Raw genomic sequence first — 17211 nt, forward strand, 5'->3', positions numbered from 1 at the left:
AGAAATAGTACTCCAAAGTATGTGTATTTTAACGTATCTATTCTAGAAATAAAAGAAAAGTAAATCCAAGATATGTGTTTTAATATATATCTGAAATATACAGAAATCAATGCTTAGAGAAATAGTACTCCAAAGTATGTGTATTTAATAGCTAATATTTAAAATATTATATTTGAGTTTATCTAGCTAGTAGGATTGTTCTTGTAATATAATTAGAAAATTTAAAGAATTGAATTTGTAAGCATCATTGTTATAATAAAGTTGCATATTTTAAACTATTGTATAAGTTTATTTTTTTAGATCTAAAATTAAATTTTTTTGTTTTTTATTTTTGTAAAAATGTACTGTGTTATATAGTCTTATTGTAGTTGAGTTGTATTTTTAATAATTATAAAAATAACAATTTCATGTAAAATAGGTATAATAAAAATTGTTTTTTAAGGCTTTTAGTCTATAAAAAAATGAAAGTTACTTAAAAAGAGTTGCAAATTTACAGATAAAAGCCGATTGTTATTAGAAAAAAATAAAGAATTCATTATTTTATAATTTATTTCACTAAAGATATTCAAAATAAAGTCATATTGAGATATAATAGATACACTAAGTAAAAGAATAAAGTGGAGGGTAATATATGCTTAAAAAGTTTAACAAAGTGCTAGTAGCCAACAGAGGCGAAATAGCGATTAGAATTTTTAGAGCCTGTGCGGAACTGCAGATAAGAAGCGTTGGTATCTACAGTGAAGAAGATAAGTATGGGTTATTTAGAACAAAAGCAGATGAGTCTTATCTTATAGGCGAAGGAAAGGGACCAGTAGATGCATATCTTGATATAGATGGTATAATATCTCTTGCAAAAAGAAAGAAAGTAGATGCAATACATCCTGGATATGGATTTTTGTCTGAAAATGCTGAATTTGCAAGAAAATGTGAAGAAAATGGAATTACTTTTATAGGACCAAGTTCTGATATAATGGAGCAATTAGGTGACAAGATTAATTCAAAACTTGTTGCACATGCAGCTGACGTTCCTACTATACCAGGAGTTGAAAGATCTTTAAAGACTATTAAAGAAGCTCGTGAAGTTGCTAAAGAAATTGGTTATCCAGTAATGGTAAAGGCTTCTAATGGTGGTGGCGGAAGAGGTATGAGAATTGTTCGCCATGAGAAAGATCTTGAAGTAGAATTTGAAAATGCAAGAAGTGAATCAAGAAAGGCATTTGGTGAAGACCTTATATTTATAGAAAAGTATATTGAAGATCCTAAGCATATAGAAGTGCAGGTTTTAGGTGATAAGTACGGAAATATTGTTCATTTATATGAAAGAGATTGCTCTGTTCAGAGAAGACATCAGAAGATTATAGAGCACGCACCTGCATTTTCTCTTCCAGAAGAAATAAGAGCTAAAATATGTGATGATGCCGTTAAGATAGCTAAGCATGTTGGTTATTCAAGTGCAGGTACTCTTGAATTTCTAGTTGATAAACATGGAAATCACTATTTTATAGAAATGAACACTAGAGTTCAGGTTGAACATACTGTTACTGAACAGGTTACAGGAATAGATATAGTTCAGAGTCAGATACTTATAGCAGAAGGACACAAACTAAGTGATCCAGAAATAGATATCAAGGGGCAGGAAGATATTACTGTAAGAGGATATGCTATACAGTGTAGAATAACAACAGAAGATCCTAAGAAGAATTTTATGCCAGATACAGGTAAGATACAGGTTTATAGATCTGGTTCAGGTGCTGGTATAAGACTAGATGGTGGTAATGGATTTACTGGAGCTACAATTAGTCCATATTATGACTCTTTACTTGTAAAAACTATAGCATATGATAGAACTTTTGAAGGTACTATTAGAAAGATGGTAAGATCAATAAAAGAGATGAGAGTTAGAGGAGTTAAGACTAATGTAGGATTTTTAGTTAATGTTCTCCTTGACCCTAAGTTTATAGCAGGTGAATGTAGTACAAACTTTATTGACGAAAATCCACAGTTATTTGATATAGTTGAAAGTAAAGATAGAGGAACTAAGATACTAAAATTCGTAGGAGATGTAGTTGTCAATGAAAATAAGTGTAAGAGCAGAAAATCTTTCGACGCTATATATGAACCTAGAATTAGAGAAGTTAAGCAGGTAGAAGGAAGCAGGGATAAGCTTTTAAGACTTGGTAAGGAAGCCTACATTGAAGATATTAGAAATGAAAAGAAGCTTTTATTTACAGATACTACAATGAGAGATGCTCATCAGTCACTTCTTGCTACAAGATTTAGAACTTATGATTTGATGAATATAGCTGAAGCAACTGAGCATTATCAGAAGGATATGTTCTCACTTGAAATGTGGGGTGGAGCTACTTTTGACGTTGCATACAGATTCCTAAAGGAATCTCCATGGATAAGACTTCAGGAACTAAGAGAAGCTATTCCAAGTATCAATTTCCAGATGCTACTAAGAGCTTCTAATGCAGTAGGATACAAAAACTATCCAGATAATGTAATTAAGGCTTTCATAAAGGAAAGTGCAGATTCTGGAATAGATGTATTTAGAATATTCGACTCACTTAACTGGGTTGAAAATATGAAACAGTCAATAGCAGTTGCTCAGGAAACAGGAAAGATCGTTGAGTCTGCAATGTGTTATACAGGAGATGTTCTTGATCATGACAAGTCAAAGTATACAATAGATTACTATGTAAATATGGCTAGAGAACTTGAAGCAGCTGGTTCAGATATTATAGGAATAAAGGATATGGCGGGACTATTAAAGCCATATGCAGCGTATGAACTTATAAAGGCGTTGAAGGAAAATGTTAAGGCACCGATACATCTTCATACACACGATACAAGTGGTAATGGTGTAGCTACTCTGTTAATGGCCTCAGAAGCTGGTGTAGATATAGTGGATGCAGCTCTTGAATCAATGGCTGGAATCACATCACAACCATCTTTAAATGCTGTTATAGAAGCGTTAAAACACACAAAGAGAGACCCAGAAATTGATACTTTTGGTTATAATGAACTAGGTAAGTATTACAGGGATCTAAGAAAAGTTTACTATAAGTTTGAAAGTGATCTTAAAAATTCAAATGCTGAAATATACGGATTTGAAATTCCAGGAGGTCAGTATACAAACCTTAAACCACAGGCAGATAGTTTAGGTCTAGTAAACAGATTTGAAGAAGTTAAGGAAAATTACAAGAAGGCAAATAATATCGTTGGAGATATAATAAAGGTTACTCCATCTTCTAAGGTAGTAGGTGACCTTGCAATATTTATGACTAAGAATAATCTTACAGAAGAAAACATTATAGAAGAAGGAAAGAATCTGTCATTCCCAGATTCTTTAGTAGACTACTGTAAGGGTATGATAGGACAGCCTATGGGCGGTGTTCCTAAGGAATTACAGGAAGTTGTTTTAAAGGGAGAAGAAGCTATTACAGTAAGACCAGGTTCACTGCTTCCAGATGAAGATTTTGATGCAATTAGAGAACATCTACAGACTTCTTTAGGAATAAAGGAGCCTTCAAACAAGCAACTTATAAGCTATGCTTTATATCCAAAGGTATTCGATGATTATATTAGTCACTTCAAGGAATATCGTGATGTAAGTAAGCTTGAAAGTGATGTATTCTTCTATGGATTAAATATCGGTCAAGAGTTTGAAGTTGAAATAGAAGAAGGTAAGGTACTTACAATTAAGCTTGCAGATATAGGTGAAGCAAAAGAAGACGGTATGAGAACTCTTACATTTGAACTTAACGGAATGATGAGAGATGTTGAAATTATGGATAGAAACTATGCAGGTAAGGTCGTAAATGTTGAAAAGGCAGATATGAATGATCCTAACCAAATAGGTGCAAGTATACCAGGTAAGGTTGCTAAGATTCTTGTAAAAGAAGGCGACGTAGTTGAAGAAAATCAGCCATTAATAGTAATCGAAGCTATGAAGATGGAAACTAATATCGTTGCCAAGGCAGCAGGTAAGGTTAAATCTATTAAGGTTGCCAACAATGATATGGTTATAGACAAGCAATTACTAATACAGCTTGAAATAAATGAGTAAGCTTTATTCAGTAATTAGTTTGATAAATTTATTAAAATAATTTAAAAGGGATTTAGACAATATAAAATAATATTTTACTGTTGAATAAGAAGGTGCTTAGGCATCTTCTTATTCTTTTTATAGAGCGAATAATATACTTTTTAAAAGGTATTTATAGGGCTATAAGACAATGTAAATTAGGGAAAAAATATTTTACTTTTATAAATATCTAAAAAAATATGCTAATCCAAGATAAGATTGACTTTTTTGACAATTAAGTTTATAATGAAAATCAAATAGAGGAAATTTTTTGAATTTTCCAGTTTTCTTGGTTGGATTTGAAAACTTTGTTAAAAATAATTAAAAAAGATATGTATTTCTAAGAGTTAGAAGTATAGTATATAGTTAAATCCAATAATAAAATAAAGGTAGGTGCTCATATGAAAGTCTATAATAGTGAAAAGATAAGAAATATTGCAGTTTTAGGACACAGTGGTTGCGGTAAGACTAATCTATTAGAAACTATCGCTCATGTTGCAAACGTTAACAAGATTCCTAAGTTAAGTAGTAATAATGTGCAGATGACTTATAGCATGAGTCTAATGCCTGTTGAGTACGAAGGTTATAAATTTAATTTTATAGATACTCCAGGTTATACAGATTTTACAGGCGATATAATTTCAGCTTTATCTGCTAGTGATGCAGCTATAATAGTAATTGACGCTACCGACCCTATGCAAGTAGGAACTGAAAAAGCCCTTGAGCTGACAGAAGGTATTCCTAAGATAATGTTTATCAATAAAATCGATAACGAAAAGGCAAGATATAAGGACGTTATTGAAATGTTAGATGCTAAGTTTGAAAATAAAATTGTTCCGATGATTTCTCCGGAATTTAAGGATGGAAAATTTGTAAAGCTACATAATGTATTTGAGGATTATGATGGTCTAAATGAAGAATTTAGAGAACAGGCAGAAAAAGCATATAATGCATTGATGGAATTAATTGCAGAAACAGATGACAATTATCTTGAAAAATTCTTTGAAGGTGAAGAGCTTACACAGGAAGAAAAGAGAAATGGTATCACAATAGGAATTAAAAGAGGAGATATTATACCTGTAATTTCAGGTTCTACAATTAATAACATAGGAACAAAGGAGATACTGGATTCACTTGAAAATTATATAGATCCATCTTATGTAGAAGAAGATGCTCCATTTAATGGAATGGTATTTAAGACTTTCATAGACCCATTTGTTGGTAAAATTTCATATATAAAGATTACTCAAGGTCAGATATCTAAAGATACTGAGCTTATAAATATAAGAACAGGAAATAAGTGTAGGATAGCCAATGTATATACTATAAGAGGTGGAGAGCTTATTGAATTAGAAAAGGCATATGCAGGAGATATAATTGTAGTTACAAAGGTTCCTGAGATAGCTACTGGAGATAAGCTTTCAAAGAATCAAGAATTTGAAGCTGATATAGAAATTGTATTCCCTAAACCACAGATATACTATGCAATTACACCTAAAAATAAAAAAGACGAGGAGAAAATGGCAAGTACAGTGATCAAGCTTGTTGGAGAAGATCCAACTTTAGATTACTATAGAAATAATGAAACTAGACAAGCTTTAATAGGAGGACAGGGAGATCTTCATATTAGAAATCTTCTTGATAAGATGAAGGACAAGTTTGGTCTAGATGTAGATCTTCATGATATAAAGGTTGCATACAGAGAGACAATAAAAGGTAAATCTGATGTAGAAGGAAAACATAAGAAACAGTCAGGGGGTCATGGACAGTATGGTCACGTTAAAATTAGATTCTCAAGAAGTGAAGACGATTTTGAGTTTAGTGAAGAATTGTTTGGTGGTTCTGTTCCTAAGTCATATGTACCAGCAGTAGAGAAGGGATTAAAAGACTCTATGGAAAAGGGAGTTTTAGCAGGATATCCAGTAACTCATATAAAGGCTGTTTTATATGATGGTTCTTATCACGATGTAGACTCTTCAGAAATGGCATTTAAGATGGCATCTTCAATAGCTTTCAAAAAGGGAATGGAATTGGCAGAGCCAGTCTTACTTGAACCGATAATGAAGATGACAATTACAGTTCCTGAAGAATATATGGGAGATGTAATGGGTGATTTGAATAAGAGAAGAGGAAGAATATTAGGTATGGAATCTAATGGAAAGGGCAAGCAGATAATAGAAGCTCTTGCTCCACAAGGTGAGATATTTAAATATGCAATAGACTTGAAAGCTATGACTCAAGGAAGAGGTATATTTGAAAGTGAATTTGAAAGTTATGAAGAAGTACCAGCTTCTTATCAAGAAAAGATTATAAAAGAAGCTATAAAAAATGATGAAGATAAGTAGTATTTGTATAACATAAAGTTATTTTTTAGAAGCCTTATACTGGAAGGTCAAAATAGAAAAAGATGAATTCCTAAAAGACTTCATTGTATTAGAAAGCAGCCGAATTTCGGCTGCTTTTGATTTGTTTGTATTTTCAGAATACTGTAAATAAGAGTAGAAAAATATATTCAAAAGCTATAATATATAGTTATAAACTATAATAGGAAATTGGTGAAAAGATTGATATTAAAAGCTTGAAGAAAAATAATAAGAAAACATTTAAGAAAGAATTTGCCAGAAAAAATGTTTGAATTGTCTTAATAATGTCAAATAATTTTAATATAGATGATTAAGATGTGATATAATATAAAGTGTATAACTTTATAGATTTATAAAAAATAGCTGCTCCAAATTTAATATATTTAAATATAAAAGCAGATGAAAGCATGGATTTTGCATTGGAGGGTTTATTATGAGATTTAATAGATATACAAAAAGAGTAAATAAAATATTTGAAATAGCAGATAATTTCTCTTCAAAAAATGGATATGAGATTACAGGAAGTGGTCAGATTCTATGGGCTATGTTAGACCTTGAAGATGGTGTAGCGTATACAGTTTTAAATAATATGGGACTTAAAAAAGAAGATATAGAAGATGAATTAAGGTCAATATTGATGGATAGTAAATATGCTCCCAAGGAAGAAGCAGTGGAAAATAGAGGAATAAGCCCAAGAATGAAAGATATACTTGGAAATGCAGCTAGAATAGCTAATAATTATCATACGAACTTTATTACTTCAGAACATTTACTTCTTGCTATTACTGAGGAAGATGATTGTGTAGCAAATATCATATTAAATAGAAAAAATATAGACATATCTACTCTAAAGAGTCTTGTTTTTGAAAAAGAGAATAAGAAAGAAAAGCAATTAAGAACATATATTGCAAATGAGGCAGAAGAGAAGCTTAGTTCAGAAGAACTCCCAATGCTTAATAAGTATGGAATCAATATGATAAAGTATGTAGTTGAAAATAATGTAGATCCCCTTTTAGGAAGAAATGAAGAAATAAATAGAATAATGCAGATTTTGAATAGAAGAAAAAAGAATAATCCAATGTTGATTGGTGAGCCAGGTGTTGGAAAAACTGCTATTGTAGAAGGTATAGCTAGGGGTATAGCCCTTATGGAAAACAGCAAGGAAGAGCTTTTTCATCAGAAGATGTATTCAATAGAAGTTGGATCTTTGGTGGCGGGTACAAAATACAGAGGCGAATTTGAAGAGAGGCTTCAGGGAATTATAGATGAAATATCATCCAGTGGAAGTAGAGTATTATTATTTATAGATGAAATACATACTCTTGTGGGAGCAGGCTCAACAGGTGAAAATGGAAGCATAAATGCCGCAGATATTTTGAAGCCAGCTTTAAGCAGAGGAGATATACAAATTATAGGGGCTACAACTATGGATGAATATAGAAAGTACATAGAAAAAGACCCAGCTTTAGAAAGAAGATTTCAAATTGTCCAAGTAGCAGAGCCAGATAGGGATACAAGTATATATATTTTAAAAGGTATTAGAGACAAATACGAGGATTATCATGGAGTAAAGATAACTGATGAGGCAATTGAAAAGGCAGTGGATCTTTCGATAAGGTATGTCGCAGATAGGCAACTTCCAGATAAGGCAATAGATTTGATAGATAAATCTTGCTCTAGAGTAAAATTAAAGGTAAGATTTATTCCTAGTAATATTAATGAGCTAGAAGATCTTGAATCGAGGCTTGAGAAAGAGCTTGCTCAAGTAATAGCAGAGGAAAATTTTGAAGAGGCATTAAATATTCAAGCACAGAAAAAAGATTTGATGAAAAGTATAGAAAGAGAAAGAATACTTTGGAACAAGCAAATGTATAACAAGAATATAGTTAATGGTGAGGTTGTTGCGGAGATAGTTGAGATGTGGACAGGTATTCCTATAAATAAAATAATGGAAGAAGAAGCTGAAAAATTGCTAAATCTAGAAAATGTCTTACGCGAAACAATAGTCGGTCAAGATCATGCAGAAAAAGTAATTGCAAGAGCTATAAGAAGATCTAGAACAGGGATACAAGACCCTAATAGACCTATTGGTTCATTCTTATTTGTTGGACCACCTGGTGTTGGAAAAACTGAACTTTCAAAGGTAATAGCAGAAGCTATGTTTGAAGGCGAAGAAAACTTTATAAGGCTAGATATGTCAGAGTATATGGAAAAACATTCAGTTTCAAAGATTATAGGTTCTCCTCCAGGATATGTAGGTCATGAAGATGGAGGATACCTTACAGAAAAAGTTAGATTTCATCCATATTCTGTAGTACTTTTTGACGAAATGGAAAAGGCACACAAAGATGTATCTAATGTTCTTCTTCAGATTTTAGATGAGGGCATTCTTACGGATTCTAAGGGAAGAACTGTAGATTTCAAAAATACAATTGTGATTATGACTTCAAATATAGGATATAAAACTATTAGTGAGAATAATGTGGGTTTTGCAACTTCAAAAGCAGCCATTACAGAAGAGGATTTAGATAGAGAAGACAAAAGGATTAGAGAAAGAACTTTAAATGATGTTCAATCCTATTTTTCACAGGAACTTCTAAATAGAATAGATGAAATAGTTGTATTTAGGAATTTAAGAAAGACAGATTTTGAAAAAATTGTAGTAATTCTATCAAAATCATTAATCGATAGAGCAAAAAGTATAGGAATAGAATTAGAAATAAGTGAATCAGTCTATAAATATATAGCAGACTATGCAGCTGAAATTAATCAGGGAGCAAGGCTGGTAAAAAGAATTATACAACATAGACTTACAAATAAAATGAGTGAAGCTATTTTAAAGAAAACTATAGGCATTGGAGATAGGGTACTTGCCTATGTTTCAGATGGAGAGATAGACTTCAAAAAGTATTAAGGTTAATTTAAGGGGGTGTTGTTAAAATTCATGGCAAAGGTTAAGACTAAGTATGTGTGTCAGAACTGTGGATATGTAAATCCCAAGTGGTTAGGCAAATGCCCTGAATGTTTACAGTGGAATACATTTTTGGAAGAAGTAGAAGAAAAAAAGACAGGTAAAAATCAATCAATATCTTCCATTTCAAAAAATTCTGCAAAGGTTACAAAAATAAACTCTATATCAACTGATAGAGAGGAAAGATTTTCAACAAATATATCTGAACTTGATAGAGTTCTAGGAAGTGGTGTTATTCCAGGTTCTCTTATACTGGTAGGTGGAGATCCGGGAATAGGAAAGTCAACTCTTCTATTACAGGTTTCAAATAACATAGCAGAATCAGGAAGAAAAGTTCTATATGTTTCAGGAGAAGAAAATGAAAATCAGATAAAATTAAGGGCTAAAAGGTTAAATGCCAATTCTGAAAATCTGTACATATATACAGAGAATAACCTTGCAGCAATTGAGTTGGTAGCTTTGGAAATGAAACCTGCAGTAATAATAGTAGATTCTATTCAAACTGTAGTTGATCCAGAAATAAATTCTGCACCGGGAACGGTAAGCCAGATTAAAGAATCGACATCAAAGTTTATGAAACTTTCCAAAGGGAATAGAATAACTACATTTATAGTGGGGCACGTTACAAAGGAAGGTGCTCTTGCAGGACCGAGAGTTTTAGAACATATGGTTGATACAGTACTTTATTTTGAGGGAGAAAGGTACAATACCTACAGAATTTTAAGAGCCGTAAAAAATAGATTTGGATCTACAAATGAGCTAGGGGTATTTGAAATGAAGAGCGATGGTTTGTGTGAATTAGTCAATCCATCAAAAGTTCTTATATCAGAAAAGCCTAAAGACGTATCTGGCTCTGTAATAGTATCAACATTAGAAGGAACAAGGTCAATGCTTTTAGAACTTCAGGCACTGCTAGCTCCTACAAATTTTGGATATCCTAGAAGAACTACAACAGGAGTAGACAATAATAGAGTTGCCCTAATACTTGCGGTTCTTGAGAAAGTTGTAGGTATGCAAATACAGAATCAAGATGTATTTGTAAATATTGTAGGTGGCTTAAAGACAAATGAACCTTCTATGGACTTGGGGATAGCATTGGCAATAGCATCTAGTTTTAAAAATAGACCAGTAGATGCAAATGTTGCTGTCACTGGTGAAATAGGTCTTACTGGAGAAGTTAGAACTGTAAGTTTTATAGAAAAAAGAATTATCGAGTGTGAAAAACTTGGATTTAAAAAGATGATAATTCCCGCAGGAAACTACATCGATGAATTTAAGAAAGATTATAAGATAGAAGTAGTGGCAGTAAGGAATTTAAGACAGGCAATAGATGAAGTTTTAGGAGGGTAAAAAATGGGCATTCTTGATATATTTGAGCATGAAGAATGGAATGACATTCTCAAATTAACTTCGCCTGGAGCTCCTTTAAGAAAAGGGCTTGATAATGTTTTGATGGCTGGAACAGGAGGACTTATTGTAATAGGAGATAATGAAGAAATTTTATCTCTAGTAGACGGTGGCTTTGAACTTAATGCAGAATATACTCCTTCATCTTTATATGAGTTATCAAAGATGGATGGAGCAATAGTTTTAGATGAGAATATTGAGAAAATAAGATTTGCTAATACACAACTTATGCCCAAAAAAGATGTTTCAACAACAGAAACAGGGACAAGACATAGAACAGCAGAGAGAGTTGCGAAACAAACGGGAGCAACGGTAATAGCAATATCTCAGAGAAGGTCTATTATTACAGTTTACAAAGGAAGTAAAAAGTATGTAGTGGAAGATACTACTACTTTGTTTTCAAAAGCAAATCAAGCATTTCAAACGCTGGAGAAGGCAAAGTTATCTCAGGAACAAGCAGTGCTTAATCTAAATGCACTGGAGTTTGCTGATATGGTTACAATCTATGATGTTGTATTTGCAATGTCTAAGGTTGAAATGGTTCTAAGAGTAACAAATACAATGGAAATGTATCTATTAGCTCTTGGAGAAGAAGGATTTCTAATTAGAAATCAGTATGAACAATTGATAGGAAGAACGAAGGACGAACAGGACTTTATAATTAATGATTACGTTTTAGATGATTTAAGTAAGGAAACGTTCAAGAAAAAGTTGAGCAGTCTTTCTAATGAAGAACTAGTTGATTTAACAAAGATAGCTAAGATAATGGGATTTTCTGGATATAATGAGAATCTTGACAAACCTACATCTCCTAGGGGATATAGACTTCTTAGTAAAATACATAAATTACCACAAGGAATTATATATAATCTTATAGAATATTTTGGTAGCTTTCAGGCTATTTTATCAGCATCAATAGAGGAACTTGATGAAGTCGAGGGAATAGGTGAAATTAGAGCTACGTATATTAGAAATGGACTTATAAAAATGAAGAAACTAGCTGTCTTAGATAGGCTAATTTAATTGGAAGGCAGGGAAAAAGTATGTTAAAGAAAATAAGGAGATTCTTTTTCGCTTTATTAGGTTTTGCTATAACTGCAACCCTTTATATATCTTTAATGAAGCCATTTGAAATACTTCAATTTGGCAATAAGGTATACGGGTATGGAGTAGGTATAGGAATAGGAGCAGTAGCTGGTCTTATATTATTTATTGCAGAACCAAGAATAAGTGAAAAGATGAAAAATCTCGGAAAGAAGTTTGACAAGGAAATTTCGAGATATTCACAGGTTGATATTATATTAGGTTCAATAGGACTTTTGATAGGTTTTTTAATAGCATTCCTTATAAGCAGTCAGCTTGAAAAGGTGTATGTTATTGGACCAGTACTTTCTATAATCGCCTACATAGTGCTAGGTCTTATAGGAGTTAGAATTGGAATTAGAAGTAAAGATGAAATAGTAGGCTTATTGAAATTTAAGACAGCAGGTGAAAAGAAAGAAAGGGACGCAGAAAAGTCCAAGCAGGTAAAAAAAAGTATACCACCTAAGGTTTTGGATACATCAGTAATTATAGATGGAAGAATAGCAGATATATGCAGAACAGGTTTTCTTGAAGGAAAATTGGTTGTACCACAGTTTGTACTTGATGAGCTAAGACATATTGCAGATTCAGCAGATGATCTAAAAAGAGTAAGAGGAAGAAGAGGTTTAGATATATTAAACACTATTCAAGAAGATGGTCATATAGAAGTTGAAGTTACAAATCAAGATTTTGCAAATATAGCAGAGGTAGATATAAAACTTTTAAAGCTGGCATCAGTATTAAACGGTAAGGTAGTAACCAATGACTACAATCTTAATAAGGTTGCTCAGGTAAGAGGAGTAGAGGTACTGAATATAAATGAACTTGCAAATGCAGTTAAGCCTATTGCCATACCTGGAGAAGAAATGGTAGTAACAATTGTCAAAGAAGGAAAAGAAAATCAGCAGGGTATTGCATATCTTGATGATGGAACAATGATAGTTGTAGAAAATGGTAAGAATAATATAGGAGAAACTAAGACTGTAGTAGTAACATCAATTCTTCAGACACCAGCAGGAAGAATGATATTTGCAAAAATAAAGTAGACATTTAGTGAACATAAGGAAATGTATATTAGCGGCAGCATACTAGCATGGTAGGAATTATTGACGATTATTTTATTTTTATTTATTGGACTTATTTAGATAGATCCTAGATTCACAGCAATGGATATTTATATTTGCAATAAATTTGTTACTGATAGGACTCTTTTTTAAATTGAAATCTATAAGATTAAGTTAAGAATTGACTTTCAGTATGCTTTAAATAATATTGCCAAATAGTTTTTAGCTATTACTGATTTTACTGTATAGGATAAATGAATTTGTTTAATGTTTTACTATTGACAATTTAAATTAAATATTATATTATGTCATTATACTTTAAATATAAGCGATGATGAAGGAATAGTAGCTTGAAAAGATATTACAGAGAAGAATCGGTGCTGAGAGATTCTATATCAAATCTTGTGAACCAGCCTTTTAGCATGAGGGGTTAATAACTCTCACGGTTGAGAACCGTTATATTCTATCGAGCGAGCTATTTTATTAGCTAATAAGAGTGGTACCGCGGAAACTAACAGCCTTTCGTCTCTTTTGGAGATGAAGGGCTTTTTTTAATTCAGTTTTCCAATTCACAGATTTAATTTCTATGAATTTAAAAAGCTTTCAGTCCTTCAAGGCTGTTTAAAATATATTTAAGGTCAATGTCGTGAAAATATCGAATATTGAAATTTTGCATGACAAGAAGGTAACAAAGATTTAGGAGGAATTAGAAATGGCGAAAAATAATAAGCAATTTGTTGAAGAAATCACACCAATGGAAGATGATTTTGCTCAGTGGTATACTGATGTAATAACAAAGACAGAACTAGTTGATTATGCACCAATAAAGGGATTTATGGTAATTAGACCATATGGATTTGCATTATGGGAAAAGATAAGAGATTATGCTGATGACCTATTTAAAAAGGGTGGACACAAGAATGTATACTTCCCAATGTTAATACCAGAAAGTCTTTTAAATAAAGAAGCAGATCACGTTGAAGGTTTTGCTCCAGAAGTTGCTTGGGTTACTCAGGGTGGAAACAAGGTTTTAGAAGAAAGACTTGCAGTAAGACCTACTTCTGAAACAATAATATGTACAATGTACTCTAAGTGGTTAACATCTTATAGACAGCTTCCATTTCTATACAATCAGTGGAACTCAGTTGTAAGATGGGAAAAGACTACTAGACCATTCTTAAGAACATCTGAATTCTTATGGCAGGAAGGTCATACAATTCATGAAACAAAGGAAGAAGCTATGAAGGAAACTTTACAGCAGCTTGAAGTTTATAGATTAGTTGCTGAAGATTTAATGGCTATGCCAGTAATAGTTGGTCAGAAGTCTGAAAGTGAAAAGTTTGCTGGTGCAGATGCTACATACACAATAGAAGCTATGATGCATGACGGTAAGGCTCTTCAGTCTGGTACATCTCACTTCTTAGGACAGCATTTTACAAAGGCATTTGATATTACTTACTCAGACAGAGAAGGAAACCTTGCTCATCCATACCATACTTCTTGGGGTATATCTACTAGACTAATAGGTGGATTAATAATGGTTCACTCTGATAATAGAGGTCTTGTATTACCTCCAAAGATGGCACCAATACAGGTAGTTATCGTTCCAATAGCTGCAAATAAGGGCGGAGTAATGGAAGTAGTAGATAAGATAGCAGAAGAAATGAAGGCAAAGGGAATAGTAGTAGATGTAGATGATAGAGATAACTACAGCCCAGGATACAAGTTCAATGACTCTGAAATGAAGGGTATACCAGTAAGAATAGAAATAGGACCAAAGGATATAGAAAAGAATCAGGCTCTTGCATTTAGAAGAGATGAGCTTACAAAGGATGCTATCTCTCTTGACGGTATAGCTGAAACAGTTGAAAATCTTCTTGAAGATATACAGACAAATATGTTCAATAAGGCTAAGAAGTACAGAGATGAAAGAACTTATGTAGCTAAGAATATGGATGAATTTGTAGACATAGTAGAAAACAAACGTGGATTCGCTAAGGTTATGTGGAAGAACAACGCTGAAAACGAAGCTAAGATAAAAGAATTAACTGGTGCAACTATAAGAGTTATACCATTTGAACAGGAAGATCTAGGAGACACTTGTTTCTACAGTGGAGAAAAAGCAGATAATATGGTTATATTTGCTAAGGCATATTAAAAATCATATAAATATAGAGAAAAAGCAGCCATTAGGAGCGGTCAGATAGGGATTTATAATTCCTGAAAAATTCGGCATAGTCGTAGATTTGCGGCTATGCCGTTTTTTCGTTTATTTTGGTAAGTCGATAGCACCAATGCAGTTATAGAAAATTTGAATCCGCTGGGTTCTGCGGCCATCTACCTTTTCAGCCTTGAATACTATAATTTTGTCAATGAACTCTCGAATAATCTCTGCATCCAATTCTGTAATTTCTGTGTACTTTTTAACCAGTGCCAAAAAACGGTCGGTATTTAGAGACTGTTCATTTGCTGTATCAATAGTATGTTTTAATTTGGTTATCCTTTCTTCCAGTACCTTCTGCTCGGCTTCATATTCAGCCGACATCTTGTAAAAACGCTCTTCGGGAATTTTGCCCATCACATTGTCTTCATATAGCTTTCGAATGATTTTGTCTATGTCAGCAATGCGAGTCTGTGCTTGTTCGTATTCCTTTTGACTTTGGCGGAGTTCTTTGGCAAGTTCCTTTTCTGAATTATTCATTACTATACGGATGAATTCCTGTTCATGGTCTTTGGCAAAGGAGGTTACACGTCTTAAGTCTTCTAGCAAAAGCTGTTCCACTACAACATTGCGTATCTGATGTGAACTGCACATACCCTTTTTCTTGCGGTAAGTCGCACAAACGAAATATTCCTTATCGTGTGTCCATCCCTTGCCTCTAACCTGATACAGCTTTGCCCCACAGTCGGCACAAAACATTATGCCAGAAAGCATTCCCATTTCACCTAATCGCGATGGTCTTCGCTTGCCATCTCTGATTTTCTGCACTGTTTCCCAAGTGCCCTCATCAATAATTGCTTCATGGGTATTTTTGAAAACCAGCCAATCTTCTGGATTGTTCAATATCTTGACTTTGCTCTTATATGACTTTTTAGAAGTCTTGAAATTCACTGTGTGGCCTAGATATTCCATTTTAGCCAGAATATCTGCTACGGTACGAGCTGACCAAGCATATGGGTTTTCAGGTGGTCTTGCTGGAGTGTTAATACCCATTTTGCGAAGATGAACCGTAGGTGTATCAATGCATCGATTTTCAAGTTGCTTTGCTATCTGCGTGGGTCCAAAGCCAGCCATGCACAGTCGGAAAATATCTCTGACCACTTCGGCGGCTTTCTCATCTATAATCCAGTGCAACTTATCTTCAGGGGCTTTAATATAACCGTAAGGTGGATTGGTGCAGAGCGGCTTACCGGACTGTCCCTTGGATTTGAACACAGCACGGATTTTCTTGCTAGTATCTTTAGCGTACCATTCATTAATAATATTAAGAAACGGTGTAAAGTCACTGTCTGCTTGGTTTGCACTATCAATACCGTTGTTAATAGCAATGAATCGTACATCTGCTTCAGGAAACATAATCTCGGTATAATATCCTACTTTAAGGTAATCCCTGCCGAAGCGGGACATATCCTTAATGATAATCGTTCCAATTCTACCGGACTCTACATCTGCAATCATGCGGTTAAAGCCTGGTCTATCAAAAGTTGTACCGCTGACCCCATCATCAACATAAAATTCGATGTTGAGAAAACCGTTGTCCTCAGCATATTTCTTTAGAATTGCCTTCTGGTTTACTATACTGTTGCTGTCTCCTGCAAGCTCATCATCACGGGAAAGCCTGCAGTAAAGAGCAGTAATTTTTGCTTCTTCAAATGCTAATGTTGATTTACGTATAGTGCTAAATGTTGACTGTCTATTCATTTTTATCCTCCATTTCCGACAGTCTTCAAGCGGTTTAGCACTATGTATATTACCGTACTACCTTGAAGAAGTCGAGTTGATTTCCGTGGGTTTATATGAACTATCAGATAACTTTGAAAGGTTTTTTGCGTTGACTGTAATCAGTCGTTTCAGCTTGGAATATGCACTTTCCTTTGCTGAATCACTTACTCGTGATTCCACCACATAGACCGTACCTCCGATATCGGATTTGGTTGTGCGGCTGTTACTTTGATTTTCCATATCGTGACCTCCTGTCCGATGTTTTGATGGAACTGGCACTGAGCCGAATT

Annotated in this window: 9 protein-coding genes and 1 other annotated feature; of the genes, 7 read left to right on the forward strand and 2 right to left on the reverse strand. The window is 33.5% G+C overall.

Annotated features, from left to right (window positions below; all coding sequences use genetic code 11):
- Positions 1-631: 631 nt before the first annotated feature.
- The 7 genes from BMY82_RS08230 (at position 632) to proS (ending at position 15136) form a co-directional block, all read left to right on the forward strand.
- The gene (locus BMY82_RS08230; RefSeq protein ID WP_091976076.1) at positions 632-4072 is read left to right on the forward strand and encodes a pyruvate carboxylase; all 3441 of its coding nucleotides are present in this window, start codon (positions 632-634) and stop codon (positions 4070-4072) included.
- Between the two features lie 419 nt (positions 4073-4491).
- Complete coding sequence (locus BMY82_RS08235) at positions 4492-6435, forward strand: elongation factor G (protein ID WP_091976077.1); 1944 nt, start codon at positions 4492-4494, stop codon at positions 6433-6435.
- 451 nt (positions 6436-6886) lie between these two features.
- On the forward strand, positions 6887-9367 hold the full coding sequence (locus BMY82_RS08240) for an ATP-dependent Clp protease ATP-binding subunit (RefSeq protein ID WP_091976078.1): 2481 nt from the start codon (positions 6887-6889) through the stop codon (positions 9365-9367).
- A 30-nt stretch (positions 9368-9397) separates the two neighbouring features.
- Positions 9398-10774 carry a DNA repair protein RadA gene (gene radA / locus BMY82_RS08245; RefSeq protein WP_091976079.1) on the forward strand — a complete coding sequence of 459 codons (1377 nt, stop codon included), beginning with the start codon at positions 9398-9400 and terminating at the stop codon, positions 10772-10774.
- Positions 10775-10777: 3 nt separating this feature from the next.
- Positions 10778-11854, forward strand: coding sequence for a DNA integrity scanning diadenylate cyclase DisA (gene disA, locus BMY82_RS08250; protein WP_091976080.1), 1077 nt, complete (start codon positions 10778-10780; stop codon positions 11852-11854).
- A 20-nt stretch (positions 11855-11874) separates the two neighbouring features.
- A complete protein-coding gene (locus BMY82_RS08255) occupies positions 11875-12960 on the forward strand; it encodes a PIN/TRAM domain-containing protein (RefSeq protein WP_091976081.1) in 1086 nt (361 codons plus the stop codon).
- Between the two features lie 340 nt (positions 12961-13300).
- Positions 13301-13511: a binding site (T-box leader), on the forward strand.
- Positions 13512-13690: 179 nt separating this feature from the next.
- Positions 13691-15136 (forward strand): proline--tRNA ligase, encoded by a 1446-nt coding sequence (proS, locus tag BMY82_RS08260; RefSeq protein ID WP_091976082.1) that lies wholly within the window; start codon positions 13691-13693, stop codon positions 15134-15136.
- Positions 15137-15247: 111 nt separating this feature from the next.
- On the opposite strand, the gene BMY82_RS08265 is transcribed toward proS, so the two are convergent.
- Positions 15248-16900 carry a recombinase family protein gene (locus BMY82_RS08265; protein WP_091976083.1) on the reverse strand — a complete coding sequence of 551 codons (1653 nt, stop codon included), beginning with the start codon at positions 16898-16900 and terminating at the stop codon, positions 15248-15250.
- A 57-nt stretch (positions 16901-16957) separates the two neighbouring features.
- Positions 16958-17161 carry a transposon-encoded TnpW family protein gene (locus BMY82_RS08270; protein ID WP_071441617.1) on the reverse strand — a complete coding sequence of 68 codons (204 nt, stop codon included), beginning with the start codon at positions 17159-17161 and terminating at the stop codon, positions 16958-16960.
- Between the last annotated feature and the right edge of the window lie 50 nt (positions 17162-17211).

It is taken from the genome of Peptostreptococcus russellii, from assembly GCF_900110295.1.
GTDB classification, from domain to species: Bacteria; Bacillota; Clostridia; order Peptostreptococcales; family Peptostreptococcaceae; genus Peptostreptococcus; species Peptostreptococcus russellii_A.

Coding starts and splice junctions, on each gene's coding strand:
- BMY82_RS08230 (WP_091976076.1), top strand. CDS start 632: ATGCTTAAAAAGTTTAACAAAGTGCTAGTAGCCAACAGAGGCGAAATA.
- BMY82_RS08265 (WP_091976083.1), bottom strand. CDS start 16,900: ATGAATAGACAGTCAACATTTAGCACTATACGTAAATCAACATTAGCA.
- BMY82_RS08240 (WP_091976078.1), top strand. CDS start 6,887: ATGAGATTTAATAGATATACAAAAAGAGTAAATAAAATATTTGAAATA.
- radA (WP_091976079.1), top strand. CDS start 9,398: ATGGCAAAGGTTAAGACTAAGTATGTGTGTCAGAACTGTGGATATGTA.
- proS (WP_091976082.1), top strand. CDS start 13,691: ATGGCGAAAAATAATAAGCAATTTGTTGAAGAAATCACACCAATGGAA.
- BMY82_RS08255 (WP_091976081.1), top strand. CDS start 11,875: ATGTTAAAGAAAATAAGGAGATTCTTTTTCGCTTTATTAGGTTTTGCT.
- BMY82_RS08270 (WP_071441617.1), bottom strand. CDS start 17,161: ATGGAAAATCAAAGTAACAGCCGCACAACCAAATCCGATATCGGAGGT.
- BMY82_RS08235 (WP_091976077.1), top strand. CDS start 4,492: ATGAAAGTCTATAATAGTGAAAAGATAAGAAATATTGCAGTTTTAGGA.
- disA (WP_091976080.1), top strand. CDS start 10,778: ATGGGCATTCTTGATATATTTGAGCATGAAGAATGGAATGACATTCTC.